General features: G+C 57.4%; 24 protein-coding genes. 13 read left to right on the top strand and 11 right to left on the bottom strand.

Annotated elements, in window-relative coordinates; genetic code table 11:
* The first annotated feature begins 180 nt into the window (after window positions 1-180).
* Window positions 181-1245 (top strand): AI-2E family transporter, encoded by a 1065-nt coding sequence (locus INF77_RS09095; RefSeq protein ID WP_028014023.1) that lies wholly within the window; start codon window positions 181-183, stop codon window positions 1243-1245.
* A 96-nt stretch (window positions 1246-1341) separates the two neighbouring features.
* Here INF77_RS09095 and bcp read toward each other — a convergent pair whose 3' ends face one another.
* On the bottom strand, window positions 1342-1812 hold the full coding sequence (gene bcp, locus INF77_RS09100) for a thioredoxin-dependent thiol peroxidase (RefSeq protein ID WP_014171119.1): 471 nt from the start codon (window positions 1810-1812) through the stop codon (window positions 1342-1344).
* The gene (locus tag INF77_RS09105) at window positions 1812-2381 is read right to left on the bottom strand and encodes a glycine cleavage system transcriptional repressor (protein ID WP_028014022.1); all 570 of its coding nucleotides are present in this window, start codon (window positions 2379-2381) and stop codon (window positions 1812-1814) included. Before INF77_RS09105 ends, bcp begins: the two co-directional genes overlap by 1 nt.
* A gap of 145 nt (window positions 2382-2526) precedes the next feature.
* On the opposite strand from INF77_RS09105, the gene dapA reads away from it, so the two are divergent.
* From dapA to ypfH, 6 genes are all read left to right on the top strand, one after another.
* Window positions 2527-3405 carry a 4-hydroxy-tetrahydrodipicolinate synthase gene (dapA, locus tag INF77_RS09110; protein ID WP_028014021.1) on the top strand — a complete coding sequence of 293 codons (879 nt, stop codon included), beginning with the start codon at window positions 2527-2529 and terminating at the stop codon, window positions 3403-3405.
* A gap of 16 nt (window positions 3406-3421) precedes the next feature.
* Window positions 3422-4456: an outer membrane protein assembly factor BamC gene (gene bamC, locus INF77_RS09115; RefSeq protein WP_028014020.1), complete on the top strand. Its 1035-nt coding sequence runs from the start codon at window positions 3422-3424 to the stop codon at window positions 4454-4456.
* Window positions 4457-4565: 109 nt separating this feature from the next.
* The gene (gene purC / locus INF77_RS09120; RefSeq protein WP_023332985.1) at window positions 4566-5279 is read left to right on the top strand and encodes a phosphoribosylaminoimidazolesuccinocarboxamide synthase; all 714 of its coding nucleotides are present in this window, start codon (window positions 4566-4568) and stop codon (window positions 5277-5279) included.
* Between the two features lie 120 nt (window positions 5280-5399).
* The gene (locus INF77_RS09125) at window positions 5400-6269 is read left to right on the top strand and encodes a neutral zinc metallopeptidase (protein ID WP_041908778.1); all 870 of its coding nucleotides are present in this window, start codon (window positions 5400-5402) and stop codon (window positions 6267-6269) included.
* The gene (locus tag INF77_RS09130) at window positions 6269-8215 is read left to right on the top strand and encodes a tRNA(Met) cytidine acetyltransferase TmcA (RefSeq protein ID WP_193532308.1); all 1947 of its coding nucleotides are present in this window, start codon (window positions 6269-6271) and stop codon (window positions 8213-8215) included. Before INF77_RS09125 ends, INF77_RS09130 begins: the two co-directional genes overlap by 1 nt.
* Window positions 8216-8288: 73 nt before the next feature.
* Complete coding sequence (gene ypfH / locus INF77_RS09135; protein ID WP_028014017.1) at window positions 8289-8984, top strand: esterase; 696 nt, start codon at window positions 8289-8291, stop codon at window positions 8982-8984.
* Window positions 8985-9022: 38 nt separating this feature from the next.
* On the opposite strand, the gene INF77_RS09140 is transcribed toward ypfH, so the two are convergent.
* The 3 genes from INF77_RS09140 to INF77_RS09150 are packed head-to-tail and all read right to left on the bottom strand — an operon-like array spanning window position 9023 to window position 10732.
* Window positions 9023-9220 (bottom strand): YpfN family protein, encoded by a 198-nt coding sequence (locus tag INF77_RS09140; protein WP_013098222.1) that lies wholly within the window; start codon window positions 9218-9220, stop codon window positions 9023-9025.
* A 24-nt stretch (window positions 9221-9244) separates the two neighbouring features.
* Window positions 9245-10372, bottom strand: a complete 1128-nt coding sequence (gene dapE, locus INF77_RS09145) for a succinyl-diaminopimelate desuccinylase (RefSeq protein WP_028014016.1) — start codon at window positions 10370-10372, stop codon at window positions 9245-9247.
* 3 nt (window positions 10373-10375) lie between these two features.
* Window positions 10376-10732 (bottom strand): ArsC family reductase, encoded by a 357-nt coding sequence (locus tag INF77_RS09150; RefSeq protein ID WP_045261161.1) that lies wholly within the window; start codon window positions 10730-10732, stop codon window positions 10376-10378.
* Window positions 10733-11119: 387 nt separating this feature from the next.
* On the opposite strand from INF77_RS09150, the gene ypfM reads away from it, so the two are divergent.
* The gene (gene ypfM, locus INF77_RS09155) at window positions 11120-11179 is read left to right on the top strand and encodes a protein YpfM (RefSeq protein WP_015572204.1); all 60 of its coding nucleotides are present in this window, start codon (window positions 11120-11122) and stop codon (window positions 11177-11179) included.
* Window positions 11180-11287: 108 nt separating this feature from the next.
* On the opposite strand, the gene acrD is transcribed toward ypfM, so the two are convergent.
* The gene (acrD, locus tag INF77_RS09160) at window positions 11288-14401 is read right to left on the bottom strand and encodes a multidrug efflux RND transporter permease AcrD (RefSeq protein WP_028014014.1); all 3114 of its coding nucleotides are present in this window, start codon (window positions 14399-14401) and stop codon (window positions 11288-11290) included.
* Between the two features lie 142 nt (window positions 14402-14543).
* A complete protein-coding gene (narQ, locus tag INF77_RS09165; protein ID WP_193532290.1) occupies window positions 14544-16238 on the bottom strand; it encodes a nitrate/nitrite two-component system sensor histidine kinase NarQ in 1695 nt (564 codons plus the stop codon).
* A gap of 236 nt (window positions 16239-16474) precedes the next feature.
* On the opposite strand from narQ, the gene nudK reads away from it, so the two are divergent.
* Both nudK and INF77_RS09175 read left to right on the top strand, forming a co-directional pair.
* Window positions 16475-17065 (top strand): GDP-mannose pyrophosphatase NudK, encoded by a 591-nt coding sequence (gene nudK / locus INF77_RS09170; RefSeq protein WP_041908784.1) that lies wholly within the window; start codon window positions 16475-16477, stop codon window positions 17063-17065.
* 109 nt (window positions 17066-17174) lie between these two features.
* A complete protein-coding gene (locus INF77_RS09175) occupies window positions 17175-18218 on the top strand; it encodes a DUF1176 domain-containing protein (protein ID WP_193532291.1) in 1044 nt (347 codons plus the stop codon).
* Window positions 18219-18241: 23 nt separating this feature from the next.
* Here the strand turns inward: INF77_RS09175 and tkt are convergent, their stop codons facing one another.
* Together tkt and tal are read right to left on the bottom strand one after the other, a co-directional pair.
* Window positions 18242-20230 carry a transketolase gene (gene tkt, locus INF77_RS09180; RefSeq protein ID WP_028014010.1) on the bottom strand — a complete coding sequence of 663 codons (1989 nt, stop codon included), beginning with the start codon at window positions 20228-20230 and terminating at the stop codon, window positions 18242-18244.
* Between the two features lie 19 nt (window positions 20231-20249).
* Window positions 20250-21200 carry a transaldolase gene (gene tal, locus INF77_RS09185; RefSeq protein WP_028014009.1) on the bottom strand — a complete coding sequence of 317 codons (951 nt, stop codon included), beginning with the start codon at window positions 21198-21200 and terminating at the stop codon, window positions 20250-20252.
* A 246-nt stretch (window positions 21201-21446) separates the two neighbouring features.
* Here tal and maeB point away from each other — a divergent pair, with 246 nt between their 5' ends.
* The gene (maeB, locus tag INF77_RS09190; protein ID WP_193532292.1) at window positions 21447-23726 is read left to right on the top strand and encodes an NADP-dependent oxaloacetate-decarboxylating malate dehydrogenase; all 2280 of its coding nucleotides are present in this window, start codon (window positions 21447-21449) and stop codon (window positions 23724-23726) included.
* A 64-nt stretch (window positions 23727-23790) separates the two neighbouring features.
* Here the strand turns inward: maeB and hemF are convergent, their stop codons facing one another.
* Window positions 23791-24690 (bottom strand): oxygen-dependent coproporphyrinogen oxidase, encoded by a 900-nt coding sequence (hemF, locus tag INF77_RS09195; protein ID WP_047368064.1) that lies wholly within the window; start codon window positions 24688-24690, stop codon window positions 23791-23793.
* Window positions 24690-25565 carry an N-acetylmuramoyl-L-alanine amidase AmiA gene (gene amiA / locus INF77_RS09200; protein WP_028014006.1) on the bottom strand — a complete coding sequence of 292 codons (876 nt, stop codon included), beginning with the start codon at window positions 25563-25565 and terminating at the stop codon, window positions 24690-24692. The genes hemF and amiA overlap by 1 nt, the downstream gene beginning before the upstream one ends.
* A gap of 212 nt (window positions 25566-25777) precedes the next feature.
* On the opposite strand from amiA, the gene INF77_RS09205 reads away from it, so the two are divergent.
* Both INF77_RS09205 and INF77_RS09210 read left to right on the top strand, forming a co-directional pair.
* On the top strand, window positions 25778-26203 hold the full coding sequence (locus INF77_RS09205; protein WP_003861292.1) for a GNAT family acetyltransferase: 426 nt from the start codon (window positions 25778-25780) through the stop codon (window positions 26201-26203).
* Window positions 26190-26639, top strand: coding sequence for a DUF2919 domain-containing protein (locus INF77_RS09210; RefSeq protein WP_041908792.1), 450 nt, complete (start codon window positions 26190-26192; stop codon window positions 26637-26639). The genes INF77_RS09205 and INF77_RS09210 overlap by 14 nt, the downstream gene beginning before the upstream one ends.
* Window positions 26640-26657: the final 18 nt, after the last annotated feature.

Raw genomic sequence — 26657 nt, forward strand, 5'->3', positions numbered from 1 at the left:
AACCGGCATATCGTTCATCTCTGCTGCCCTGCGAGTGTAGCCGTGTTACCGCATGAAGAAAATCCCATTCATCAGGCTTTTGCGGATTGTGACAGGGATACAAAAAGCGAAAGTCTTTTTTGTGACAGTTAGATACAATTCACCGTCTCACTCCCGCCAATCGATTCAGGGAAGGGTTGTATGCTCGAAATGTTAATGCAGTGGTATCGGCGTCGGTTCAGTGACCCGGAAGCCATTGCTTTGCTGGTTATTCTGGTTGCCGGGTTCGGTATTCTGTTCTTCTTCAGCGGCCTTCTCGCCCCTCTGCTGGTGGCGATTGTGCTCGCATACCTGCTGGAGTGGCCAACGGCGCGCCTGGAACATATCGGCTGTTCGCGCCGCTGGGCAACGAGTATTGTGCTGGTGCTGTTTGTCGGCATTCTGCTACTGATGGCATTTGTGGTGATGCCGGTTGCCTGGCAGCAGGGGATCTACCTGATCCGCGATATGCCCGGCATGTTGAACAAGCTGTCTGATTTCGCCGCCACGCTGCCGCGTCGTTACCCCGCGCTGATGGATGCGGGGATCATAGATGCGATGGCCGAAAACATGCGCGCCCGCATCATGACGATGGGCGATTCGGTGGTGAAATACTCTCTGGCCTCGCTGGTGGGTCTGCTGACGCTGGCCGTCTATCTTGTGCTCGTGCCGCTAATGGTGTTCTTCCTGGTCAAGGACAAAGAGCAGATGCTGAACGCGGTACGCCGCGTGCTGCCGCGCAATCGCGGGCTGGCCGGGCAGGTCTGGCAGGAGATGAACCAGCAGATCACCAACTACATTCGCGGCAAGGTGCTGGAGATGATCGTGGTGGGCGTGGCGACCTGGATTGGCTTCCTGATCTTCGGCCTGAACTACTCGCTGTTGCTGGCGGTGCTGGTCGGATTTTCGGTTCTGATCCCGTATATCGGCGCGTTTGTGGTAACCATTCCGGTGGTGGGCGTTGCGCTGTTCCAGTTTGGGCTGGGTACTGAGTTCTGGAGCTGCTTCGCGGTGTACCTGATCATTCAGGGGCTGGACGGTAACCTGCTGGTGCCGGTGCTGTTCTCCGAGGCCGTGAACCTGCATCCGCTGGTGATTATCCTGTCGGTGGTGATTTTCGGCGGGCTGTGGGGATTCTGGGGCGTGTTCTTTGCCATTCCGCTGGCGACGCTGATTAAAGCGGTGGTGCACGCGTGGCCGGATGTGCCTGCGGTGGAAGAGAAGTAGATTTTGTGCGGCCTGATGCCCTCACCCCGACCCTCTCCCTGTGGGAGAGGGGGAAAACACTAAAAACGGCAACCTGGGTTGCCGTTTTGCTGTTTATCAGGCGCTTTGTTTCAGCCAGTTCAACACCACGTCGTGGTGGTTGCTGGTTTTGAAGTCGTCAAACACATGTTCAACTTTACCGTCAGCGTCAATCAGGAAGCTGATGCGGTGAATGCCGTCGTAGGTTTTACCCATAAAGGTCTTTTCACCCCAAACGCCGAACTGCTCGCAGACCTGGTGGTCTTCGTCGGAAAGCAGCGTGAAGTTCAGCAGCTCTTTTTCCGCAAATCGTGACAGCTTTTCTGGTTTATCCGTGCTGATTCCCAGCACTTCCACGCCGACTTTCTTCAACTCGTCCATGTTGTCGCGTAAGCCGCAGGCCTGTACGGTGCAGCCGGGGGTCATGGCTTTCGGGTAGAAATAGACCAGAACACGCTGTCCCTGGAAGTCGGTCAAATTTACTTGCTCACCGTCTTGATCCGGTAAGCTAAATTTCGGTGCGATATCACCGGCTTTCAGTGGATTCATTACTCAACTCCATCCTGTTCGTGCTGCGAATAATTGACGACGCTTATACTGCCCTGCGCGTTTAATTCTGTACAGAGGGCTTTGAACGCTTGCTCGATATTTGACGCATCCTGCGAGGCAGGGCTGTGTGCGGTAATTTGAATAAAGAGCGTGGGAACGGTGCTTTCGTCGCCCGGCTGCGTGCGGGAGACGAGTTCCGCAATGTTCATCTGATGGCTGTCGAACAGCGCGGTAAAGCGCTCAATCAGATGCGGAGAATCAGGGACTTCAACCTGCACCCAGACGGTCGCGGGCATGGCCGGACGCGGGCGCGCGGTGGTGCGCTTCATGACGATCAGTAAATCCAGCTCCGCGCCTTTCAGCGGCAGGGTGGATTCAATAAGGGTAATGGCATTCCATGTTCCGGACAGCAGCATGATAAACGTGAACTCTTCGCCGAGCATCGCCAGGCGGCTGTCTTCGATGTTACAGCCGCAGCTGCTCACGTGACGGGTGATGGTGTTCACGATACCCGGCCTGTCGGCACCCAGCGCGGTGATAACCAGGTAATGTTGTGATGAGGTTGTCAAACCTGTTCTTCCTTTGCATGGTTAAGTCTTCCTAAGGAAAGCATAAAAAAAACGTGCATACAACCGCCAGAGGGCCTCAGGTCGCTTGCTTTTATTACAGTTCCAAACGTACCATTGAGGCTCTTGTTCGCACAGAGGATGGCTCATGTTCACGGGAAGTATTGTCGCGCTTGTTACACCGATGGATGAAAAAGGTAATGTCTGCCGGTCCAGCATGAAAAAGCTGATTGATTACCATGTCGCCAATGGAACCTCGGCGATCGTTTCGGTAGGGACTACCGGTGAATCTGCAACGCTGAGCCACGAAGAGCACGGCGATGTGGTTATGCTGACCCTGGAACTGGCTGACGGACGTATTCCGGTCATTGCGGGGACAGGTGCTAATGCGACCGCAGAAGCGATCAGCCTGACCAAACGTTTTAACGACAGCGGCATCGTGGGCTGTCTGACGGTCACCCCTTACTACAACCGTCCTACTCAGGAAGGTTTGTTCCAGCACTTCAAAGCCATCGCTGAACATACTGACTTGCCACAAATTCTGTATAATGTGCCGTCCCGTACCGGCTGCGATATGCTGCCGGAAACCGTTGGTCGTCTCTCGGAAGTAAAAAATATTATCGGTATTAAAGAGGCGACAGGGAACTTAAGCCGCGTTCATCAGATCAAAGAGCTGGTTTCAGACGACTTTATCCTGTTGAGTGGTGATGATGCGACCTCGCTGGACTTTATGCAGCTTGGTGGTCATGGCGTGATCTCCGTAACGGCGAACGTTGCGGCGCGCGATATGGCTGAAATGTGCAAACTGGCCGCAGCCGGTCACTATAATGAAGCGCGTGTCATTAATCAGCGTCTGATGCCGTTGCACAATAAATTATTTGTCGAACCCAATCCGATCCCAGTGAAATGGGCGTGTAAGGAGTTGGGGCTTGTAGCATCCGATACGCTGCGTTTGCCAATGACACCGATTACCGACCACGGTCGCGACATCGTCAGGGCAGCGCTGAAGCATGCCGGTTTGCTGTAAAGTTTAGGGAGATTTGATGGCTTATTCAGTACAGAAGTCGCGCCTGGCGAAGGTTGCGAGTGTTTCGCTTGTTATGCTGCTCGCTGCCTGTAGTTCAGACTCGCGCTACAAGCGCCAGGTGAGCGGTGATGAATCCTATCTGGATGCGACCCCGCTTGCTGAACTTCATGCACCGGCTGGTATGATCCTGCCGATTCAAAACGGCGATTATAATATTCCCGTGACCAACGGCAGCGGCCTGGTTGGTAAAGCGCTTGATATTCGTCCGCCAGCACAGCCTCTGGCGCTGGTAAGCGGGGCGCGTACCCAGTTCACCGGTGATACGGCGTCTCTGCTGGTTGAAAGCGCGCGCGGAAGCAATCTGTGGCCACAGGTCGTCAGCGTTATTCAGGCGAAGAATTACACCATTGATAAGCGAGATGACGCCAGCCAGACGTTAACCACCGACTGGATCGAGTGGAACCGTCTTGATGAAGATCAGCAGTACCGTGGACGCTATCAGGTCTCCGTGAAACCACAGGGTTACCAGCAGGCGGTTAACGTTAAGCTGTTGAACCTGGAGCAGGCGGGTAAACCAGTTGCGGATGCCGCCTCTATGCAGCGTTACAGCACTGAAATGCTGAACGTGATCGCCGCAGGTCTGGATAAGACCGCTACCGATGCCGCGAACGCCGCGCAAAACCGTAACGGCGTCACGTACGACGTTCAGAGCGGCGCGGATGACACCGGTCTGCCAATGCTGGTGGTGCGTGCACCGTTTAACCAGACCTGGCAGCGCCTGCCAGCGACGCTGGAAAAAGTGGGCATGAAAGTGACCGACAGCACCCGTTCAACCGGCAGCATGACGGCGACCTATAAGCCGCTGTCCGACAGCGCGTGGCAGGAACTGGGCGCCAAAGATCCTCAGCTTGCCTCCGGTGATTACAAGATTCAGGTAGGTGACCTCGATAACCGCAGCAGCCTGCAGTTTATTGATCCAAAAGGTCACACGCTGACCCAGGCGCAGAACGATGCGCTGGTCGCTGTCTTCCAGGCAGCATTCAGCAAATAAATACGAGGGCGGGTTAATCCCGCCCTTTTTATTTTCGTGCCACGCAAACGTGTGCGTGGCATAATATACCCCGTTTTGAACGCAAATTATCACACCAGGAGTAATGAAGATGCAGAAGCAAGCTGAGTTGTATCGTGGCAAAGCGAAGACCGTATACAGCACGGAGAACCCGGATCTGTTGGTGCTCGAGTTCCGCAATGATACGTCAGCAGGGGATGGCGCACGCATTGAGCAGTTCGATCGTAAAGGCATGGTGAACAACAAGTTCAACCACTTCATTATGACCAAACTGGCCGAAGCGGGTATCCCGACCCAGATGGAAGCGTTGCTGTCCGATACGGAATGTCTGGTGAAAAAACTGGATATGGTTCCGGTTGAGTGCGTGATTCGTAACCGTGCGGCAGGCTCCCTGGTGAAGCGTCTGGGCATTGAAGAAGGTATCGAGCTGAATCCACCGCTGTTCGACCTGTTCCTGAAAAACGATGCCATGCATGACCCAATGGTCAACGAATCCTACTGCGAAACCTTCGGCTGGGTGAGCAAAGAGAACCTGGCGCGCATGCAGGAACTGACCTACAAAGCCAACGACGTGCTGAAAAAGCTGTTTGATGACGCGGGCCTGATCCTCGTCGACTTCAAGCTGGAGTTTGGTCTGTTCAAAGGTGAAGTAGTGCTGGGCGACGAGTTCTCCCCGGACGGCAGTCGCCTGTGGGATAAAGAAACCCTGGATAAAATGGACAAAGACCGTTTCCGTCAGAGCCTGGGTGGCCTGATTGAAGCCTACGAGGCGGTAGCTCACCGTTTAGGCGTTAAGCTCGACTAAGTTCCTCAGTTGCCAAAGGATGTTCGCATCCTTTGGCGTCTTACCTTTGTTTCCTATGGTAATCTTGCCGTTAACCGCCTACGATCATAGCTATTATTAATGGAATAGTTCGAGGTGGTTATGCGCTGGCAAGGGCGTCGTGAAAGTGACAATGTAGAAGACAGACGCAGTGATGGTGGCGGCGGTCCTTCAATGGGCGGGCCCGGCTTCCGCTTACCCAGCGGCAAGGGCGGTATCATCCTGCTGATTGTGGTGCTGGTCGCAGGTTACTACGGGGTCGACCTCACCGGTCTGATGACCGGTCAACCGCTGCAGCAGCAACAGCATTCTCAGCGCTCCATCAGCCCGAATGAAGATGAAGCGGCCAAATTTACCTCCGTTATTCTCGCCACAACTGAAGACACCTGGAGTCAGCAGTTCGAGAAGATGGGGCGCACCTACCAGCAGCCGAAGCTGGTGATGTACCGGGGCGCAACCCGCACCGGATGCGGTACCGGGCAATCTGTTATGGGGCCGTTCTACTGCCCGGCAGACGGCACCGTCTATATCGATCTCTCTTTTTACGATGACATGAAACGCAAGCTTGGCGCTGACGGTGATTTTGCTCAGGGCTACGTTATCGCGCATGAAGTCGGCCATCACGTGCAAAAGCTGCTGGGGATTGAGCCCAAAGTGCGCCAGCTTCAGCAGAACGCGTCTCAGGCCGAAGTGAACCGCCTTTCCGTCAAAATGGAACTGCAGGCGGACTGCTTCGCGGGCGTCTGGGGCCACAGCATGCAGCAGCAGGGCGTGCTGGAATCCGGGGATCTTGAAGAGGCATTAAACGCGGCTGAGGCCATCGGCGACGACCGTTTGCAGCAGCAGAGCCAGGGTCATGTCGTGCCGGACAGCTTCACTCACGGTACGTCACAGCAGCGCTACAGCTGGTTCAAGCGCGGCTTTGACAGCGGCGATCCGGCCCAGTGTAATACCTTCGGCAAAGCCATGTGATGGTGTCGTTTGAACATCTGACGCGCGAGCTTGAGCGTACCGGCCACCGCCGTCTGGTGGTGCTCACTGGCGATGAACAATGGACGTTGAGCCAGGCGGCTGGCCTGCGTGATGCCTTGCCGGGAGACTGGCTGTGGCTGGATGAGAATCCCTCAAAAGCCGTTAGCGGGCTGCTGGGGCGCGAATACCTGCACGCCGTTTTTGACGCGCGTGCCGGGTTTGATGTCTCAGCCTTTGCCGCACTCAGCGGGACGCTGCGCGCCGGAAGCCTGCTGGTGCTGCTGGTGCCGCCTCTCGCTGACTGGGCCGACAGGCCCGACGGCGATTCCGTGCGCTGGAGCGACAGCGCAGAACCCATCGCCACCCCGCGCTTCGTTCACCATTTTTGCCGGACGCTTGCCGCCGATGCGGATGCGATCGTCTGGCAACAGCATCGTCCTCTCTCTCTTCCCGCTGCGCCGGATTCGCCCGCCTGGCAGCCAGCCAGCGGCGAGCCGCAGCGCGAGCAGGCGGAGATCCTCGACGCGCTTCTGACCATGCCTGCGGGCGTCGCTGCCGTTACGGCACCGCGGGGGCGCGGAAAGTCAGCCCTCGCGGGGATGCTGCTCAACAGCATTCAGGGGAGTGCGGTGGTCACTGCACCGGCCAAAGGGGCAACGGATGTCATTGCGCGCTTCGCTGGCGGGCGTTTTCACTTTATGGCCCCGGATGCGCTGCTGGCCTCCACGACAGAAGCCGACTGGCTGATTGTTGATGAAGCCGCAGCCATCCCCGGCCCGCTGCTGGACAAGCTGGTGTCGCGCTTTCCCCGCGTGTTGCTGACCACCACGGTCCAGGGTTATGAAGGTACGGGCAGGGGGTTTCTGCTTAAGTTCTGCGCCCGGTTCAGCGGGCTGCGGCGCTATACCTTAACCACCCCCATTCGCTGGGCGGCCGGGTGTCCGCTTGAGCGGATAGTGGCGAATACGCTGCTGTTTGACGACGCGCTTATTGACCGTAAACCGGAAGGTGACGTGCGTTTACGGTCGCTAGAGCCGCGGATGTGGGAGAGCGACCCGGCGCGCGTGGCAAGCGTGTATGAACTGCTGTGTGCCGCGCACTACCGGACGTCCCCGCTCGATTTACGCCGGATGATGGACGCCCCCGGACAGTACTTTGCGGTTGCACACGCGGGGGCGGATATGTCGGGCGCGCTCTGGCTGGTGGAAGAGGGGGGATTGCCCCCCGAACTGAGCCGCGCGGTGTGGGCGGGCTTTCGTCGTCCTCGCGGGAACCTTGTGGCGCAGTCACTGGCGGCGCACGGCGGGTCGCCTCTCGCAGCGACGCTGAAGGGGCGGCGGATTAGCCGCATTGCGGTGCATCCCCACCGTCAACGGGAAGGCATCGGCCAGCGGCTTATTCGCAGCGTCAGCGGTGAAGATTATCTCTCGGTAAGCTTTGGCTATACCGACGAGCTGTGGCGTTTCTGGCGGCAGTGCGGCTTTGTGCTGGTGCGAATGGGCAGCCATCGGGAAGCCAGCAGCGGGTGCTACACGGCGATGGCCTTACTGCCGCATAGCGAGGCCGGGCACCGCCTGTGCGCGCAGGAGCACCAGCGCCTGTGTCGTGATATGCGCGTTCTTTCAGCCTGGAACGGCGAAAAGATCCCGGTGACCGATGCCTGGGAAGCTACCCTTAATAGTGACGACTGGCTGGAGCTGGCGGGGTTTGCCTTTGCGCACCGGGCATTTTCAACCTCGGTTGCTGCCCTGACGCGGCTGATGTTAGCCACAGACATGCCGCTCCCGGCGTTGCGCGGGAAAATAGAGGGTAAGACGGAGGAGAAGGGGCGAAAAGCGCTGCTGGCTAAACTGCGGAGTGAAACCGCGCAAGCGCTTGAGAGCCTTGATTATTCCCGCTGCCAGCAGCTGAAAGCCGACATTTTGCAATGGCAATTTTTTCAATGACTTCTTCAGTAAAGTGGCATGGTCATTACCCCGCAGAGGCGTAAAATCCTGCTCATCAATTAAGGAGACCGCCATGAAACACGACCATTTTGTTGTTCAAAGCCCTGACAAACCGGCTAAACAGTTACTGCTCCTGTTTCATGGCGTGGGCGATAATGCCGTCAATATGGGACAGATTGGCCGCTGGTTTGCGCCCGTTTTTCCGGAAGCATTGATCGTCAGCATCGGCGGCGTGGAGCCGTGCGGTCCAGACGGACGGCAGTGGTTCCCGGTTCAGGGCGTGACGGAGGAGAACCGTCAGGCGCGCATTGATGCGATCATGCCCACGTTTATCGACATCGTGCGCTACTGGCAGCAGCAGAGCGGCGTAGGCGCTGACGCAACGGCGCTGATTGGCTTCTCGCAGGGGTCAATCATGTCGCTGGAAAGCGTAAAAGCGCAGCCCGGCCTGGCTTCACGCGTCATCGCCTTTAACGGGCGTTATGCAACGCTACCGACAAGCGCGACCACGCAGACCACCATCCATCTCATTCACGGTGGTGAAGATCGGGTGATTGAGCTTTCGCATGCGGTAGCTGCCCAGGAAGCGCTGGTGCGTGAGGGCGGGGATGTGACGCTGGATATTGTTGACGATCTGGGCCACGCGATCGACGACCGCAGCATGCAGTTTGCGCTCGACCATCTGCGCTATACCGTGCCGAAGCACTACTTTGATGAAGCGCTCAGCGGCGGTAAGCCGAATGATGATGATATTGTTGAGTTTATGTGAGGTTATCCCCTCTCCACAGGAGAGGGGATACAGACCGATTACTTCTTCTGGTCCTTCTTCGGCCAGTCGTCGTCATCGTCCCACTTGTCGTTAAAATCACGGTGCGGCGGGAGATCCGGCTTATTCGCGAGAAACTTTTTGTGGTCAACGCGCTTAAGGTCTTTAATCACGTTAAGCAATACACCCACCAGAAACACCAGCACCAGAATCCACCAGTACTTTGCAAGCCAATCCATTCGCTATTCCTCTCTGAGCGCTCATCAGGCGACGAGTTGCTCCATAATACGTTGATACATGCGGGCCAGCAGTTGTAAATCGGCTGCGTTCACACACTCGTTGATTTTGTGAATCGTCGCGTTAACCGGACCCAGTTCGACAACCTGTGCACCCATGCGGGCGATAAAGCGTCCGTCTGAGGTGCCGCCCGTCGTCAGCAGCTGCGGCTTAATTTCATTATAGTGCTCAATGGCGTTCACCACCGCATCCACCAGCTTGCCGCGCTGCGTCAGGAACGGCTGGCCGGAAAGCCACCAGTCAACGGTGTAGCGCAGGTTGTATTTTTCCAGCAGAGCGACAACGCGCGCTTTGATCGTCTCGTCGGTCAGTTCGGTACTGAAGCGGAAGTTGAACTGGACGAAGAAGTCTCCCGGGATGACGTTGTTGCTGCCGGTTCCGGCCTTGACGTTGGCGATCTGCATGCTGGTCGGCGGGAAGAACTCGTTGCCTTTATCCCACTCGATGCCTACCAGTTCGTTCAGCATTGGCGCGGCGCGGTGGACCGGGTTATCGGCCAGATGCGGGTAGGCCACATGCCCCTGAACCCCATGTATGGTCAGGTTACAGGTCAGCGAGCCGCGGCGACCATTTTTGACGACATCACCCACCACTTCGGTACTGGACGGCTCGCCGACCAGACAGTAGTCAAGACGTTCATTGCGCGCCATCAGCGCCTCAACGACCTTCACGGTACCGTTATGGGCGCTGGCTTCTTCATCGGAGGTAATCAAGAACGCGAGACGGTTTTTGTGGTTCGGATGCTGAGCCACAAAGCGCTCTGCCGCCACAACCATCGCCGCCAGCGAGCCTTTCATGTCTGCCGCGCCGCGGCCGAAGAGCATGCCATCGCGGATGGTCGGCTCAAACGGCGGATTAATCCAGCGATCAGCGTCACCCGCGGGAACGACGTCAGTGTGCCCGGCAAAGGCCAGCGTTTCGCCTTGGCCGCGCCATGCCCAGAAGTTCTGGGTGTCGCCAAAATCCATGCGCTCAACGGTAAAACCGATGGCGCGCAGGCGCTCAATCATTAATGCCTGACAACCTGCGTCGTCCGGGCTAAGGGAGGGACGGCGAATAAGCTGTTGAGTCAGCTCAATGACCGGGCATGACATACACTACACCTCTACGAAAAAGTCAGAATAAAGGGTTTCACTGAAACCCAGCAGCATAGGCTGACCTGGCTTGCAGAGCAATGGGCGTTTGATAATTGCCGGCATGTCGAGCATCAACTTTGCCGCGCTGTCGGCGTCAACGATGCTGGCGCGCACGGATTCGTCCAGCTTACGCCAGGTGGTGCCGCGGGTGTTCAGCAGCGCTTCCCATCCCAGTTCGTTAATGGCGGTATGCAGAAATTCTGCATCAAGCCCGTCGGCACGATAATCGTGGAAGCGGTACTCGACGTTATTAGTTTCCAGCCAGCGGCGTGCTTTTTTGATGGTGTCGCAATTTTTAATGCCGTACATCACAACCATGTTGAATCCTTTTGCTCTTATGGCGATTAAACGTTCAGTAAATTCGAAGATATATCTTTAGGTGGAATATAACACACTCAGGAATGTTCTGGATTTACACTTCTTCTTAATTCAACTCACACTTGTACGCTGAATATACTTTCACCATTTAAGCATAGATGTCCACCGTGTTTAAATTCTGAATAAACTCAGCGCGTAAAATAAAACTCACCCGTTCGTAGGGCTATTTCAAAATATTGCTGGCCGTCACACAAAATTTAAACTCCTCCATTCATATTTATCATAAATCCCCAACGGTGGCGGGGTACAATCACAGCGATTGGTTAAACAGTCTTCACAATGATGATACGTTTTCGTAGAATGCGCATAATAATAAGAGAGGTTGTTATGATTGAACGTGAACTGGGGAACTGGAAAGATTTTATCGAAGGCATGCTTCGTAAATGACATTCAGTAAGAATTGCAAGAGCACTAAAATAAGTAAAATAACCATAGTGTGAATTAATCACACAATAAAAAGGCGGCCGATTAAGCCGCCTTTTTTATGACTGCGGGTTATTCCTGTCGCTCCCGGAGCGGGAAGCGACGACGCACCAGCACAAAGAACAGCGGCACAAAATAAATCGCCAGGATGGTGGCCGAAATCATCCCCCCCATGACGCCGGTACCCACCGCATGCTGGCTGCTTGAGCCTGCACCCGTGCTGGTTGCCATCGGCAGTACGCCAAAAATAAACGCCAGTGAGGTCATCAGGATCGGACGTAGGCGCTGGCGGCAGGCGTGCAGCGTGGCGGCCATCAACTCGTGGCCTTTGGCATTCATCTCGTTGGCAAACTCAACGATCAGAATGGCGTTTTTCGCCGACAAGCCGATCACCGTAAGTAGCCCCACCTGGAAGTAAACGTCGTTCTCCAGGCCGCGCATCCAGGTCGCCAGCAGCGCACCGATAACCCCAAGCGGCACCACCAGCATGACCGAGAACGGAACCGACCAGCTCTCATACAGCGCGGCAAGGCAGAGGAAGACCACCAGCAAAGAAAGCGCATAGAGAGCAGGGGCCTGCGCCCCGGAGAGGCGTTCCTGGTAAGACATGGCCGTCCATTCCAGACCAAAACCGGCAGGCAACTGCTGCACCAGTTTTTCCATGGTGTCCATGGCGGTACCGGTGCTGACGCCCGGCGCGGCTTCCCCGACGATTTCAACTGCCGAATAGCCGTTATAGCGCTCCAGGCGCGGCGAACCGCTCTCCCAGCGCGACGTGGCAAAGGCGGAGAAGGGGACCATCCCGCCAGAATTATTGCGTACAAACCAGCGGTTAATATCATCCGGCAACATGCGGAACGGCGCGGCTGCCTGGACATACACTTTTTTCACGCGGCCGCGATCCATAAAGTCATTTACGTAGCTTGAGCCCCATGCGGTTTGCAGGGTGTCGTTGATATCGTCGATCGACACGCCCAGCGCCTGCGCCTTACGCTGGTCGATATCCACCTGAAGCTGCGGGCTGTCGTCAAGACCGTTGTGACGAACGCGGGTCAGGCCGGGATCTTTCCCTGCTAGTTCTAGCAGCTTATCGCGCGCGGCCATCAGAGCCGAGTGGCCCGCGCCGGCGTGATCCTGCAGCTCCATATCAAACCCGGCGGAACTGCCCAGGCCGCTGATCGCGGGCGGGCTGCTGGCAAAGACGCGCGCCTCTTTAATACGGGCAAACGCTTTGGTTGCGCGTTCAATGATGGCGAACGAGGTTCCTGTTCTGGCGTCGCGTTCGTCCCAGTCTTTCAGGCGGACAAACATGCGGGCGACGTTCTGCCCGTTCCCGCCCGGGCCGGAGCCGACGGTAGAGAAGACCGAAACAACGTTATTTTTCTCTTTGGTGAAGAAGTACTGCTCAACGTTCTGAACCACCTTCAGCGTCTGCTGCTGGGTGGATCCGCTCGGGAGCTGCACCGAGGTGATGAACATCCCCCGGTCTTCCTGCGGCAGGAACGAGGTGGGAAGATGCAGGAACAGCCACACCATGCCGCCCAGCAGCACAACGTAAATCATCATCCAGCGCAGGCTGCGGTGTAGCACTTTACCGACGGCAGATTCATACCGCTCGGCGTTGCGGTTGAACATGCGGTTAAACCAGCCGAAGAACCCTTTCTGGCCGTGATGTTCCCCTTTGTGCAGCGGCTTAAGAAGGGTGGCGCAGAGCGCAGGGGTGAGGATCAGCGCCACCAGCACGGAGAGCACCATCGCCGAGACGATGGTGATTGAGAACTGACGGTAAATCGCCCCGGTTGTACCGCCAAAGAAGGCCATCGGGATAAAGACCGCCGACAGCACCATCGCGATACCGACCAACGCCCCCTGAATTTGTCCCATCGATTTACGCGTCGCCTGGCGCGGGGAAAGCCCCTCTTCGCTCATGATGCGCTCGACGTTTTCGACCACCACGATGGCATCGTCAACCAGCAGACCAATCGCCAGCACCATGGCAAACATCGTCAGGGTGTTGATGCTGTAGCCGAACGCGTAAAGCACCGCAAAGGTGCCCAGCAGCACCACCGGGACGGCAATGGTGGGGATCAGCGTGGCGCGGAAGTTTTGCAGGAACAGGTACATGACCAGGAACACCAGGGCGATCGCTTCCAGCAGGGTTTTGACTACGTCCTCAATCGAGGCTTTAACGAAGGAGGTGGTTTCATAGGCGACTTTGTACTCCAGCCCGTGCGGGAAATACTGCGACAGCTCATCCAGACGGTCCAATACCAGCTTCGCCGTCGCCATTTCGTTTGCGCCGGAGGCCAGCTTAATTCCCAGTCCAGAGGCCGGGTTGCCGTTAAAGCGGCTCAGGTAATCGTATTTCTCCGCACCCATTTCCACCTTAGCAACGTCGCCCAGACGCACTTCTGAGCCATCCTGATTCACGCGCAGGGTGATGTTGCGGAACTGGTCCGGGGTCTGAAGCAGAGATTGCGAATTAATGGTGGCGTTCAGGGCCTGTTTATCGACGGAAGGCGTGCCTCCCAGTTGCCCCACGGCAATTTGGGCGTTCTGGGCTTTGATGGCGTCCGTCACGTCGGTTGCCGTCATCTGATAGCTGTTCAGCTTGTTGGGATCCAGCCAGATACGCATCGAGTACTGTGAGCCATAGGCGTCGATATCCCCCACGCCGTTAATACGGCTGAGCGGGTCCTGAATATTACTGGCAACGTAGTCCGCAATGTCCTGTTTATCCATTGAGCCATCGGTGGAGACAAACGCGATGGTCAGAATGTTGGTATCACCGGTTTTACGCACGGTGACGCCCTGGTTCTGCACGGCCTGGGGCAATTTACGCATGGCCGACTGCAGCTGGTTTTGTACCTGCTGCACCGCTTCGTCCGGGTCGGTGCCCGCCTCAAAGCTCAGGGTGACAGTCGCCTGTCCCGTGGCGCTGCTTTGGGAGGACATGTACATCAGGTTATCGAGACCCGTCATGTTCTGCTCGATAACCTGCGTCACGGTATTTTCCAGCGTTTGTGCGGACGCGCCGGGGTAGTTTGCTGTGACACGCACGTTAGGCGGTGCCAGATCGGGATATTGCTCAACGGGAAGAGAAGTAATCGCCAGGACACCTGTCAGACACAACAGGATGGCAAGCACCCAGGCAAAAATGGGGCGATCGATGAAAAAATTCGCCATGAAAGTGTGACCTCGTTTTGCTGCACGTCATTATTGTTTATTGCCCGCATCACTTTAGCGGTAAGGCCCAGGCCAAACGTGGAGAAATAAAGGAGATAATGTAAATTATCATGCGCTTTTCCCGGCGCTTCCCCCTTTACCGTTATTTACCGGTTAACGGCGCGGGTGCGGGGAACGTCACGCTGACCTGCGTGCCGCCGTTTTGCGGCTGCGAGAAGTGCAGCATTCCGCCGAGCCGTTGCGCGCGTTCTCGCATAATGTTCAGCCCGTAGTGTCCCGGCGGCTCGCTGGCCTCGCCAATCCCGATGCCGTTGTCGCGAATGCTGACGCTGTGCGTGCCGTCCACGGCGGTCACGCAGCTGACGGTGATCTCGCTGGCCTGCGCGTGCTTAATCGCATTCAGGACGGCCTCCCGCACGATCTGCAGCAAATGCACCTGCTTCTGCGCGTCAAGCGCCAGGGTGGAGAGGCGGCAGTCGAGGTGCAGCTTCGCCTGCGTCTGGCTCTGCAGGACATCGAGGGACTCCTGCAGCGCCGCGGGTAAATTCGCATGGTTTAGCGTCAGGCGGAAGGTGGTCAGCAGTTCGCGCAGCTGCTGCCAGGCGTTGTTCAGCTCGCGGGAGAAGTCGGTGATGATCGTCTGCGCGGTGGCATTTTCCGCCGGCACGGCGTGTTTAAGCAGCGTGAGCTGGATCCGCAGATAGGAGAGTACCTGCGCCAGCGAATCATGCAGCTCGCGGGCGATGGTGGCGCGCTCCTCCATCAGCAGCAGCTGCTGGTAATGCTTCTGCGCCTGGTTAAAGTACAGCCCACGTCCGAGCATGGTCGCCACGCTTCTCATCAGCGGAAGAGGAACGCTGCTCGTCTCGCTTTGCCAGCGCAGCTCGCCGTAGAGGGTATCCTGCATCAGCACCGGCAGGGTTTGCAGAGAAATGCCGCTCACCTCTGTTCCTTCACACAGCCGCCAGTCGTCGCTGGTGCGTAGCTCCAGGTAATTCATCTGCGTGTATTCATGCACAATCTGCAAAATATGCCGGAAGCACAGGCTGTCTATCTGCCCGGTATTCAGCGCCTGGGAGCATTTGAACAGCATGTCGAGCTGCTGGTGGGCTTCATGCAAATGCCGCGTCTTTTCCGCGACGGAGGCTTCGAGCGACCGATAGAGAGTATGTAGCTCGCCCGACATATGGTTGAAGGCGCGGGAGAGCTGGCCCAGCTCGTTGGGGAGCGCGGTGTCCGGCGCCGGGGTGGTAAATTCCCCTCGCTCAATGCGTTCGCTGGCGGCCACCAGGTTGTTCAGCGGCAACACCACCTGGCGACGGATGCGCCGCAGGGTAAAGAGCGTCAGCAGCAGGATCCCGAGCGCGCCAGCCAGAGAGAGGAGCGTCACCGTCTGGATTTTATTTTCGGTGTAGTGCTGGAGGGCGAGCACAAAGGCATCAATACGGCCGACAAAATCCTCAATGTGAGCGTCATACCATGCGCTGTCGCCGCGGGCGATGTGCTTGTCCATGTCCAGCCAGGCCACATGCAGCTGCTGATAGCGCGCCTTGACGTTGTCCGGGACGTACCAGCGGTTCAGCTTCTCCAGGGAAGGCGCGCTTAACGTTCGCTGCCAGTTCTCACGATGCGCCATAAGGGAGGGGCTGTTGCGCTGCATCTCGTAGCCGAGGCGGTAGCTCTGCATGCGCAGCGATCCCGCAATGTTGATAGCTTCGGCGTCACGCTGGCTGCTGGCAAGCGTCAGCAGCGCGACGGTGCTGGTCAGCACGGACAGGGCAATGATCGAAAAGAAAGCCCAGGCAAGGCTTCCGGAAACGGGGCGTTTAACGGTCACGGAACGGATCTCTGCATAAAATGGCTCAGCCACAGGTCATGGGCAGTTGTACATTGCCTGATAACGCGGTGGCGAGCAAATAGCTTATACATACTAAAGATAAGGTTATTGATCCAAAAGCCGCTTTGGGCATTAACCTGAAATTTGGCGAGAAGTAACGCGCCGCCTGAGCCGACGGACGACAAAGCGGGCTTCACGGGGTAGTATAAACAGACTCATTTAGCCGTGGAGCCCGTATGTCCCTGAACATTACCGTTATCAAAGACAAAATCCTTTCTGAAAATTACTTTGTCCTGCGTAACATCACTTACGATTTAACCCGTAAGAACGGTGACGTGATTCGCCACAAACGCGAAGTCTACGACCGGGGCAATGGCGCAACCATTCTGCTGTATAACCGTGAAAAGCAAAGCGTAGTGCTGATTCGCCAGTTTCGGGTCGCGACCTGGGTCAACGGCAATGCGGACGGGCGCCTGATTGAAACCTGCGCCGGCCTGCTTGATGACGATGAGCCGGAAGTCTGCATCCGCAAGGAGGCCGTTGAGGAGACCGGTTTTGAAGTGGGCGAGGTGCAAAAAGTCTTTGAGCTTTTCATGTCCCCCGGCGGGGTGACCGAGCTGGTCCATTTCTTCATTGCGGAATACACCGATGCCCAGCGCACGCATCGCGGCGGCGGCGTGGAGGATGAAGACATTGAAGTGCTGGAAATGCCTTTCACCCAGGCCGTTGAGATGGTGAAAAGCGGCGAGATCCGCGACGGTAAAGCGGTGATCCTGTTACAGTATCTGCAAACCAGCGGCTTAATGAACCCTAAACCGATGTCGTGATAACGTGTATTTCAGATAAATCTATCCGATAAATCCGATTGAGCCCGCTCGCCCTGGGCACGAAGATACGCCCCAGATTGACCTTTTCGTTTCCGGGGCTGTGCCATTCATGCGCTACTGCGTTTTGCTTCTCTTCTTTTTCTGCGTGCTACCCGCACCTCTGGTGTGGGCTGCGCCCGCGCAGCAGTCTTTTTCAGACTGGCAGGTTACCTGCAATAACCAGAATTTTTGTGTTGCCCGGAATACCGGCGAGCATCGCGGTCTGGTCATGACGCTGAGCCGTAGCGCAGGCGCGAAAACGGACGCCAGCCTGCGCATCGATCTCGGCGGGCTTTCGGCCCCGCCGGTTAAAGAGCCTGACATTGCCCCGCGCCTGCTGCTCGACAACGTTCCGTTAAAGCTCAATTCGCAGCACTGGCAGTTAACCCCCTGGCATCTCAAAACTGACGATGCGGGTACCATCACCACGTTTCTGAAAACCATTCAGGAAGGGCAGGCGCTGACCCTGCGCGGGGGGAAGCAGACGATCTCGCTGGTCGGTCTGAAGGCGGCGCTGCTGTTTATCGACGCCCAGCAGAAGCGCGTTGGCAGCGAAACGGCATGGATTAAAAAAGGAGATAGCCCGCCGCTCAGCGTGCCTCCTGCACCGGCATTAAAAAAGGTGACCGTGGTGAACCCGACGCCGACGCCGCTGACGCATAGCGAGCTGAACGATCTGCTGGATTATGGGACGTGGCGGATGAACAACAGCCAGTGCTCGCTGGATCCTAACCGTCGTGAAGTACGCGTCACTGCATTAACGGATGACAAAGCGCTGTTGATCGTCAGCTGTGAAGCGGGGGCCTATAACACGGTCGATCTGGCGTGGCAGGTCTCGCGTAAAAAACCGTTCGCCGCCCGTAGCGTCAGGTTACGTCTGCCGTTCACCCCCTCCAGCCAGAGCAGCGACATGGAGCTGATGAACGCCCGCTTTGATGAGAAAACGCGCGAGTTGACGACGCTGGCGCTGGGACGCGGTATTGGAGACTGCGGGATCCAGACGCGCTGGCGTTTTGATGGCCAGCGCTTCCGCCTGGTGCGCTACGCGGAAGAGCCAAGCTGCGATAGCTGGAATGGGCCAGACGCCTGGCCCACGCTGTGGATCACTCGCTAGTTTTGCCGGATGGCGCTGTCGCACTACAACACGCTCAGCGCTTTCTCCACCACGTTCTCAACGGTAAAGCCGAAATACGGGAACAGCTTGTCGGCAGGAGCGGATTCACCGTAACCCCGCATGCCCACAATTGCCCCTTTCAGCCCCACGTACTTATACCAGTAGTCGGCAATACCCGCTTCCACCGCCACGCGCGCCGCAACGCTGGAAGGCAGCACCGATTCCCTATACGCCTCGTCCTGCGCATCAAAAATATCCGTAGAAGGCAGAGATACCACGCGCACCGCGTGACCTTCGGCGGTCAGCTTCTCCGCCGCTTTCACCGTGATTTCCACCTCGGAACCGGTGGCAATCAGGATCACGTCCGGCTTGCCGCCGCTGTCTTTCAGGATGTACCCGCCGCGGGCGATGTTTTTTACCTGCTCCGGCGTGCGCTCGATCTGCGCCAGGTTCTGGCGCGACAGGATCAGCGCCGTGGGCCCGTTATGACGCTCAACGGCCAGCTTCCAGCCCACCGCCGCTTCCACCTGGTCGCACGGACGCCAGGTGCTGAAGTTTGGCGTTAAGCGCAGGCTCGCCAGCTGCTCTACCGCCTGGTGCGTCGGACCATCCTCACCCAGCCCGATGGAGTCATGGGTGTAGACCATAATCTGCCGGGCCTTCATCAGCGCCGCCATACGCGCCGCGTTTCGGGCGTACTCGACGAACATCAGGAAGGTGGCGGTGTAGGGCACGAAGCCGCCGTGATGGGCGATGCCGTTAGCAATCGCGGTCATCCCAAACTCGCGCACGCCGTAGTGGATGTAGTTCCCGGCAATGTCTTCCTTCAGGGATTTAGAGCCGGACCAGATGGTGAGGTTGCTTGGTGCCAGATCCGCTGAGCCGCCGAGCAGCTCAGGCAGGAGAGGGCCAATCGCGTTCAGGGTATTTTGCGACGCCTTACGGGTAGCGATTTTCGCCGGGTTGGACTGCAGATTTTCTATCAGCGCCTGGGTTTTATCGTCCCAGTCTTCCGGCAGGCCGCCGCTCATGCGGCGGGAAAACTCGGCGGCCAGCTCCGGGTGCGCTTTTTTGTAGGCGGCAAATTTTTCGTTCCAGGCCTGCTGCGCTTTTTCACCCGCTTCGCGCGCATCCCATGCTCTGTAGATCTCTTTCGGGATCTCAAACGGCGGATATTTCCAGCCCAGTTTCTGGCGGGTTAACGCCACTTCCTCTTCGCCCAGCGCCGCGCCGTGCGCCTCTTCTTTGCCCGCTTTGTTCGGCGAGCCGAAGCCAATGGTGGTACGGCAGATAATCAGGGACGGTTTGTCCTTCACGCTCTGCGCTTCCTGAATCGCTTTTTTCACCGCTTCCGGATCGTGGCCGTCAATCTCGTGCACCACGTGCCAGTGATAGGCCTCAAAGCGTTTTGCCGTGTCGTCGGTAAACCAGCCCTCGGTTTCCCCGTCGATGGAGATGCCGTTGTGGTCATAGAAGCCAATCAGCTTGCCAAGCCCCAGCGTGCCCGCCAGCGAGCAGACCTCGTGGGAGATCCCCTCCATCAGGCAGCCGTCGCCCATAAACACGTAGGTGTAGTGATCGACAATCTCGTGGTCGGGCTGGTTGAACTGCGCGGCCAGCGTACGCTCGGCAATTGCCAGGCCGACGGCATTCGCCAGCCCCTGGCCCAGCGGGCCGGTGGTCGTTTCCACGCCCGGCGTATAGCCGATCTCCGGGTGGCCCGGCGTTTTGGAGTGCAGCTGGCGGAAGTTTTTTAACTCCTCAAGCGGCAGGTCATAGCCGGAAAGGTGCAGCAGGCTGTAGAGCAGCATCGAGGCGTGACCGTTGGAGAGAATAAAACGGTCGCGGTCGTACCAGGTTGGGTCAGTGGGGTTGTGCTTCAGGAAGTCGTTCCACAGCACTTCGGCAATATCGGCCATCCCCATCGGGGCGCCAGGGTGGCCGGAATTGGCTTTTTGTACGGCATCCATGCTGAGGGCGCGAATGGCGTTGGCGAGCTCTTTACGGGACATAGTTCACTCCGTGGCAAGGTTAAAGTTTGGCGGCGAGAAGATCTTCGAGTTTTCGCTGGTCGACGGCGAACTGGCGGATGCCGTCCGCCAGTTTTTCCACGGCCATAGGGTCCTGATTATGCTCCCAGCGGAACTCCGCTTCGGTCATGGCTTTCGGTTTTGGCAGGACGGTAGAGGTCGGCACCAGCTTGCGGATCACCGTTTCGTCGCTCTCCTGCAGCTTTTTCAGCAGGTCAGGGGAGATGGTCAGACGGTCACACCCTGCGAGCGCCAGGATCTGCTCGGTGCGGCGGAAGCTGGCCCCCATCACAATGGTCTCGTAGCGGTGTTGCTTGTAATAATCGTAGATATTACGCACCGACTTCACGCCCGGATCCTCTTCCACCACGTACGGGTCCATCGGCTGTTTCGCCTGATACCAGTCGTAGATGCGCCCGACAAACGGCGAGATCAGGAACACGCCCGCTTCGGCACAGGCGCGCGCCTGGGCAAAGGAGAACAGCAGCGTCAGGTTGCAGTGGATCCCCTCTTTTTCCAGAACCTCTGCCGCGCGGATGCCTTCCCATGTGGACGCGAGCTTGATCAGAATGCGTGACTTATCGATCCCCTGTTCCTGGTAGAGCTCCACCAGGCGGCGCGCTTTGTTAATACTCTTTTCCTGATCGAATGAGAGGCGGGCATCCACTTCGGTCGACACGCGCCCCGGAATGCTTTTCAGAATTTCCGCACCAAAATTAACCGCCAGCTTGTCGCTGGCTTCAGCAACCTGCTGCTCCTGCGTTTTCCCGCGCTGTTTACCGTAGGCAATCGCGTCGTCAATCAGATGGCTAAAATGGGCAAGCCCCGCCGCTTTCAGAAGCAGCGAAGGGTTGGTGGTCGCGTCCTCTGGCTGATAGTGGCGAATCGACTCGATATCGCCGCTGTCTGCAACCACGGTGGTGAATTGTTTGATGCCGTCTAGCTGGTTCATAAATAATTACTCCTTGGAAATAAAAGAGTTAGATGAGTGCGTTAGTTCACACTTCTGAGAAAATCATGATGGACTTAACAAAAAAGCATAGCAGACGGGGCAGGCATTGCTTTTGAGACGGGTAACATGGCTGTTATAAATTGATAACAATTTTTAATGTGTGATGGCGAGAGTTTGGCAGCCTTCAAAGTTTATGCGCTGCTCAGCGGCGATACTATCTGACCGATACGTAAAAGGAATAACAAGATGGACGATCAGTTAAAACAGAGTGCCCTCGATTTTCACGAGTTCCCTGCCCCCGGTAAAATTCAGGTCTCCCCAACCAAGCCGCTGGCGACCCAGCGCGATCTGGCGCTGGCCTACTCGCCGGGCGTGGCTGCGCCGTGTCTGGAGATCGAAAAAGATCCGCTGGCGGCCTACAAATACACCGCGCGCGGTAACCTTGTCGCCGTTATCTCTAACGGTACGGCGGTGCTGGGCCTGGGCAACATTGGTGCCCTGGCCGGTAAACCGGTGATGGAAGGGAAGGGCGTACTGTTTAAGAAATTCGCCGGTATCGACGTGTTCGATATCGAAGTGGACGAACTCGATCCCGATAAGTTCATCAACGTGGTGGCCGCGCTGGAGCCGACCTTCGGCGGGATCAACCTGGAAGACATCAAAGCGCCGGAATGTTTCTATATCGAGCAGAAGTTGCGCGAGCGTATGAATATTCCCGTGTTCCATGACGACCAGCACGGCACGGCGATTATCAGCACCGCTGCCATTCTCAACGGCCTGCGCGTGGTGGAGAAAAATCTCTCCGACGTGCGCATGGTGGTCTCCGGCGCGGGCGCGGCGGCCATCGCCTGTATGAACCTGCTGGTGGCGTTGGGCATGCAGAAACACAATATCGTGGTCTGCGACTCTAAGGGCGTTATCTACAAAGACCGCGAGCCGAACATGGCGGAAACCAAAGCGGCCTACGCGGTTGAAGACGACGGCAAGCGCACGCTTGAGGACGTGATTGACGGCGCGGATATCTTCCTCGGCTGTTCAGGCCCGAAAGTGCTGACCCAGGAAATGGTGCAGAAAATGGCGCGCGCGCCGATGATCCTGGCGCTGGCGAACCCGGAACCGGAAATCCTGCCGCCGCTGGCGAAAGCGGTGCGCGAAGACGCCATTATCTGTACCGGCCGTTCGGACTACCCGAACCAGGTGAACAACGTGCTCTGCTTCCCGTTCATCTTCCGCGGGGCGCTGGACGTTGGCGCGACGGCGATCAACGAAGAGATGAAGCTTGCCGCCGTTCACGCCATCGCCGAGCTGGCGCACGCTGAGCAGAGCGAAGTGGTCGCCTCCGCGTACGGGGATCAGGATCTGAGCTTTGGCCCGGACTACATCATTCCAAAACCGTTCGATCCGCGCCTGATTGTCAAAATTGCGCCAGCCGTTGCCAAAGCGGCGATGGACTCCGGCGTGGCGACGCGTCCGATTCAGGATTTTGACGCGTACGTCGATAAACTCACCGAGTTCGTCTACAAAACTAACCTGTTTATGAAGCCGATCTTCTCTCAGGCTCGCGCAGACGCGAAGCGCGTGGTGCTGGCGGAAGGGGAAGAGGCGCGCGTGCTGCACGCCACGCAGGAGCTGATCACCTTAGGGCTGGCGAAGCCGATCCTGATTGGTCGTCCGAGCGTGATCGAGATGCGCATTCAGAAGCTGGGCCTGCAGATTAAGCCGGGCGTGGACTTCGAGATTGTTAACAACGAATCCGATCCGCGCTTCAAGGAGTACTGGAACGAATATTACGCGATCATGAAGCGTCGCGGGATCACCCAGGAGCAGGCGCAGCGGGCGGTGATCAGCAATACTACGGTCATCGGCGCGATCATGGTCCATCGCGGCGAGGCGGATGCGCTGATCTGCGGCACCATCGGCGATTACCACGAGCATTTCAGCGTGGTGCAGGAGATCTTCGGCTATCGCGACGGCGTCCATACCGCCGGGGCGATGAACGCGCTGCTGCTGCCGAGCGGCAACACCTTTATTGCCGATACCTACGTTAACGACGATCCAACCCCGGACGAGCTGGCGGAGATCACCGTGATGGCCGCCGAGACCGTGCGTCGCTTTGGTATTGAGCCGAAGGTGGCGCTGCTGTCGCACTCAAACTTTGGTTCGTCCAAATCCGCGGCGGCGTGCAAAATGCGCCAGACTCTGGAACTGGTGCGCGAGCGTGCGCCGGAGCTGATGATTGACGGGGAAATGCACGGTGATGCCGCGCTGGTGGAGAGCATCCGCAACGAACGTATGCCGGACAGCCCGCTGAAGGGATCGGCGAACATTCTGATTATGCCGAACGTGGAAGCGGCGCGTATCAGCTACAACCTGCTGCGCGTCTCCAGCTCTGAAGGGGTGACCGTAGGACCGGTGCTGATGGGCGTGGCAAAACCGGTGCACGTGTTAACGCCGATTGCCTCCGTGCGCCGTATCGTGAACATGGTGGCGCTGGCGGTGGTTGAGGCGCAGACGCAGCCGCTGTAAGGGCGCGAGTGCTTACCCGACCTGGGGATTGAGTAGGCCGGATAAGCGCAGCGCCATCCGGCAGTTAAATCCAGTCGCGTACTTTAAGGAACTCACTCAAGGCAGCCTCCGGGCTGCCTTCTTTTGGCTCGTAGCTGTACTCCCAGCGCACCAGCGGCGGCATCGACATCAGAATCGACTCCGTGCGTCCGCCGGTCTGCAGGCCGAACAGCGTCCCGCGATCCCACACCAGGTTGAACTCTACGTACCGCCCGCGACGATAAAGCTGGAACTCACGCTCGCGCACGCCGTAGTCGGTGTTTTTACGGCGTTCGACAATCGGCAGGTACGCATCGGTGAACCCTTCACCCACCGCGCGCATAAAGCTAAATGCCGTATCAAAATCCGGCGTGTTGAGATCGTCAAAGAACAGCCCGCCGATGCCGCGCTGCTCGTCGCGGTGCTTCAGGTAAAAATAATCGTCGCACCACTTTTTATATTTCGGGTAAACGTCTTCGCCAAACGGCAGGCAAAGGTCCCGCGCGGTGGTGTGCCAGTGCACGGCATCCTCTTCGAAGCCGTAGTAGGGCGTCATGTCGAAACCGCCGCCAAACCACCAGACCGGATCGGCTCCTGGCTTCTCCGCGATGAAAAAGCGGACGTTGGCGTGGCTGGTCGGAACAAACGGGTTATGCGGGTGGATCACCAGCGAGACGCCCATCGCTTCGAAGCTGCGGCCCGCCAGCTCAGGGCGGTGCGCGGTAGCGGACGCGGGCATGGCGTCGCCGTGAACGTGGGAAAAATTCACGCCCGCCTGTTCGAAGATGCCGCCGTTACGCAGCACGCGGCTGCGCCCGCCGCCGCCCGCTTCGCGCTGCCAGCTATCTTCCTGGAATTCACCGCCGTCTGCGGCGGCCAGTTTCCGGCAAATCTCATCCTGCAGCTGCAGCAGGAACGTTTTGACCAGCTGTGCATTAGGTTTCATCAGCGTTTCCTGGAGTGCGCTTTCTGGTTATCGAACCAGTTGAAGTAACTGATAATGCCGGAGGCGATGGCGTTGGCGATCTTCTGGCGAAACGCCGTGGTGCCGAGCAGGCGCTCTTCTTCCGGATTGGTAATAAAGGACGTTTCCACCAGCACGGACGGGATAGACGGTGACTTCAGCACCACAAACGCCGCCTGTTCGGTGCTTTTACTGTGCAGACGGTGCACCGGCTTAATCCGCTTGAGGATATGCGAGCCGAGCGTCAGGCTGTTTTTGATGGTGTCCGTTTGCACGAGATCGAACAGCACCTGCTGCAACAGATGATCTTTATCCGTGGCTTTCTTCCCGGCTACTTCATCCGCCCGGTTTTCGCGATCGGAAAGGTATTTCGCCATAGCGCTACTGGCGCCGCGGTTGGAGAGGGCAAACACCGACGCGCCCGCGGCGGAAGGGTTTGTGAAGCCATCCGCGTGAATGGACATAAACAGGTCGGCGCCGTGCTTGTGGGCAATTTCCACGCGGTCGTACAGCGGAATGAACGTGTCGCCCGTGCGCGTCAGGCGGGCGTCAATGCCGTTGCTGCGTAAAATCGATCGCACATTTTTTGCAATTGCCAGCACGACGTGTTTTTCTTTCGAACCGTTTCTGCCGATGGCGCCGGTATCAATACCGCCGTGGCCCGGATCGAGCATCACCAGACGCTTTGCGCCCGGCTTTTTGGTTTTCGGTTTGCTGTGTCCGTTACTGGTTTTGAGCGTGCTCTCGTCTTTTGCCTGAGCCTGCTTAGCGATGCCCGTTAACGTTAAGGCCGCCAGCCCCGCTTTGAGAACCTGACGACGCGATGTGAGTGCTTTTAATGGTTTGAATGTGCTCATGCGGCCTGAATACTGAAAAATGGGGTCCTGGTGTTATATCGTATCGTGTTTCCCGTTACGACAGTCCTTATTGAGAATTGTTTTACTTTTCATTTCAATACGTGACAAAGTGACATTATGCCAAATTTTGGCGAGATTTTCCCCGGTTATTGGCTAAACGCCCCGTTCACGCCATAATCACTGTTTTTAAACCCGAAAAGGCGGTTAATACCATGGAGATACGCGTTTTTCGCCAGGAAGATTTCGAAGAGGTGATCACCCTTTGGGAGCGCTGCGATCTGCTGCGTCCGTGGAACGATCCGGAAATGGATATCGAACGTAAGGTGAATCACGACGTTAGCCTGTTTCTGGTCGCGGAAGTGAACGGCGAGGTGGTCGGGACGGTAATGGGCGGCTACGACGGCCACCGCGGCTCGGCCTATTATCTGGGCGTGCACCCGGAATACCGGGCGCGTGGCATCGCCAACGCGCTGCTCAATCGTCTGGAAAAGAAACTCATCGCCCGCGGCTGCCCGAAAATCCAGATCATGGTGCGGGAAGATAACGACGTGGTGCTGGGCATGTATGAGCGTCTGGGCTACGAGCACGCCGACGTGCTGACGCTGGGTAAGCGCCTGATCGAAGATGAAGAGTACTGAGATCCACCCGGCTGACTATGACGCGCAGGGCCGCGTCAGGCTGCCGTTTTTATTCTGGTGCGTTTTGCTCCTCCAGGCCCGTACCTGGGTACTGTTTGTGATGGCCGGTGCGTCGCGCGGGCAGGGCGATACGCTGCTGAATCTCTTTTATCCCGACCACGATGCCTTCTGGCTCGGCTTACTGCCGGGCGTACCGGCGGTGGTGGCTTTTTTGTGCAGCGGTCGACGGCATGTAATCCCGCGTCTGTGGCGTGCGCTTCGCTGGCTGCTGATCCTCGCCCAGATTGCGCTGCTGTTCTGGCAACCCGTGCTCTGGTGGCTGGGTGAACCGCTTTCCGGTATCGGCATCGCGCTGGTGGTGGCGGATATTGTGGCGCTGATGTGGCTGCTGACGAATCCCCGCTTACGCGCCTGTTTTACGCAAGAGTCAGATTAGCGCGGCACTTTTTGCCGA

The sequence above is a fragment of the Enterobacter cloacae complex sp. P1B genome, from assembly GCF_014982345.1.
Lineage (GTDB): Bacteria > Pseudomonadota > Gammaproteobacteria > Enterobacterales > Enterobacteriaceae > Enterobacter > Enterobacter bugandensis.

Coding starts and splice junctions, on each gene's coding strand:
- dapA (WP_028014021.1), top strand. CDS start 2,527: ATGTTCACGGGAAGTATTGTCGCGCTTGTTACACCGATGGATGAAAAA.
- acrD (WP_028014014.1), bottom strand. CDS start 14,401: ATGGCGAATTTTTTCATCGATCGCCCCATTTTTGCCTGGGTGCTTGCC.
- purC (WP_023332985.1), top strand. CDS start 4,566: ATGCAGAAGCAAGCTGAGTTGTATCGTGGCAAAGCGAAGACCGTATAC.
- ypfH (WP_028014017.1), top strand. CDS start 8,289: ATGAAACACGACCATTTTGTTGTTCAAAGCCCTGACAAACCGGCTAAA.
- nudK (WP_041908784.1), top strand. CDS start 16,475: ATGTCCCTGAACATTACCGTTATCAAAGACAAAATCCTTTCTGAAAAT.
- INF77_RS09210 (WP_041908792.1), top strand. CDS start 26,190: ATGAAGAGTACTGAGATCCACCCGGCTGACTATGACGCGCAGGGCCGC.
- INF77_RS09095 (WP_028014023.1), top strand. CDS start 181: ATGCTCGAAATGTTAATGCAGTGGTATCGGCGTCGGTTCAGTGACCCG.
- tal (WP_028014009.1), bottom strand. CDS start 21,200: ATGAACCAGCTAGACGGCATCAAACAATTCACCACCGTGGTTGCAGAC.
- hemF (WP_047368064.1), bottom strand. CDS start 24,690: ATGAAACCTAATGCACAGCTGGTCAAAACGTTCCTGCTGCAGCTGCAG.
- INF77_RS09205 (WP_003861292.1), top strand. CDS start 25,778: ATGGAGATACGCGTTTTTCGCCAGGAAGATTTCGAAGAGGTGATCACC.
- INF77_RS09150 (WP_045261161.1), bottom strand. CDS start 10,732: ATGGTTGTGATGTACGGCATTAAAAATTGCGACACCATCAAAAAAGCA.
- maeB (WP_193532292.1), top strand. CDS start 21,447: ATGGACGATCAGTTAAAACAGAGTGCCCTCGATTTTCACGAGTTCCCT.
- INF77_RS09130 (WP_193532308.1), top strand. CDS start 6,269: ATGGTGTCGTTTGAACATCTGACGCGCGAGCTTGAGCGTACCGGCCAC.
- INF77_RS09175 (WP_193532291.1), top strand. CDS start 17,175: ATGCGCTACTGCGTTTTGCTTCTCTTCTTTTTCTGCGTGCTACCCGCA.
- INF77_RS09140 (WP_013098222.1), bottom strand. CDS start 9,220: ATGGATTGGCTTGCAAAGTACTGGTGGATTCTGGTGCTGGTGTTTCTG.
- dapE (WP_028014016.1), bottom strand. CDS start 10,372: ATGTCATGCCCGGTCATTGAGCTGACTCAACAGCTTATTCGCCGTCCC.
- bamC (WP_028014020.1), top strand. CDS start 3,422: ATGGCTTATTCAGTACAGAAGTCGCGCCTGGCGAAGGTTGCGAGTGTT.
- tkt (WP_028014010.1), bottom strand. CDS start 20,230: ATGTCCCGTAAAGAGCTCGCCAACGCCATTCGCGCCCTCAGCATGGAT.
- INF77_RS09125 (WP_041908778.1), top strand. CDS start 5,400: ATGCGCTGGCAAGGGCGTCGTGAAAGTGACAATGTAGAAGACAGACGC.
- amiA (WP_028014006.1), bottom strand. CDS start 25,565: ATGAGCACATTCAAACCATTAAAAGCACTCACATCGCGTCGTCAGGTT.
- bcp (WP_014171119.1), bottom strand. CDS start 1,812: ATGAATCCACTGAAAGCCGGTGATATCGCACCGAAATTTAGCTTACCG.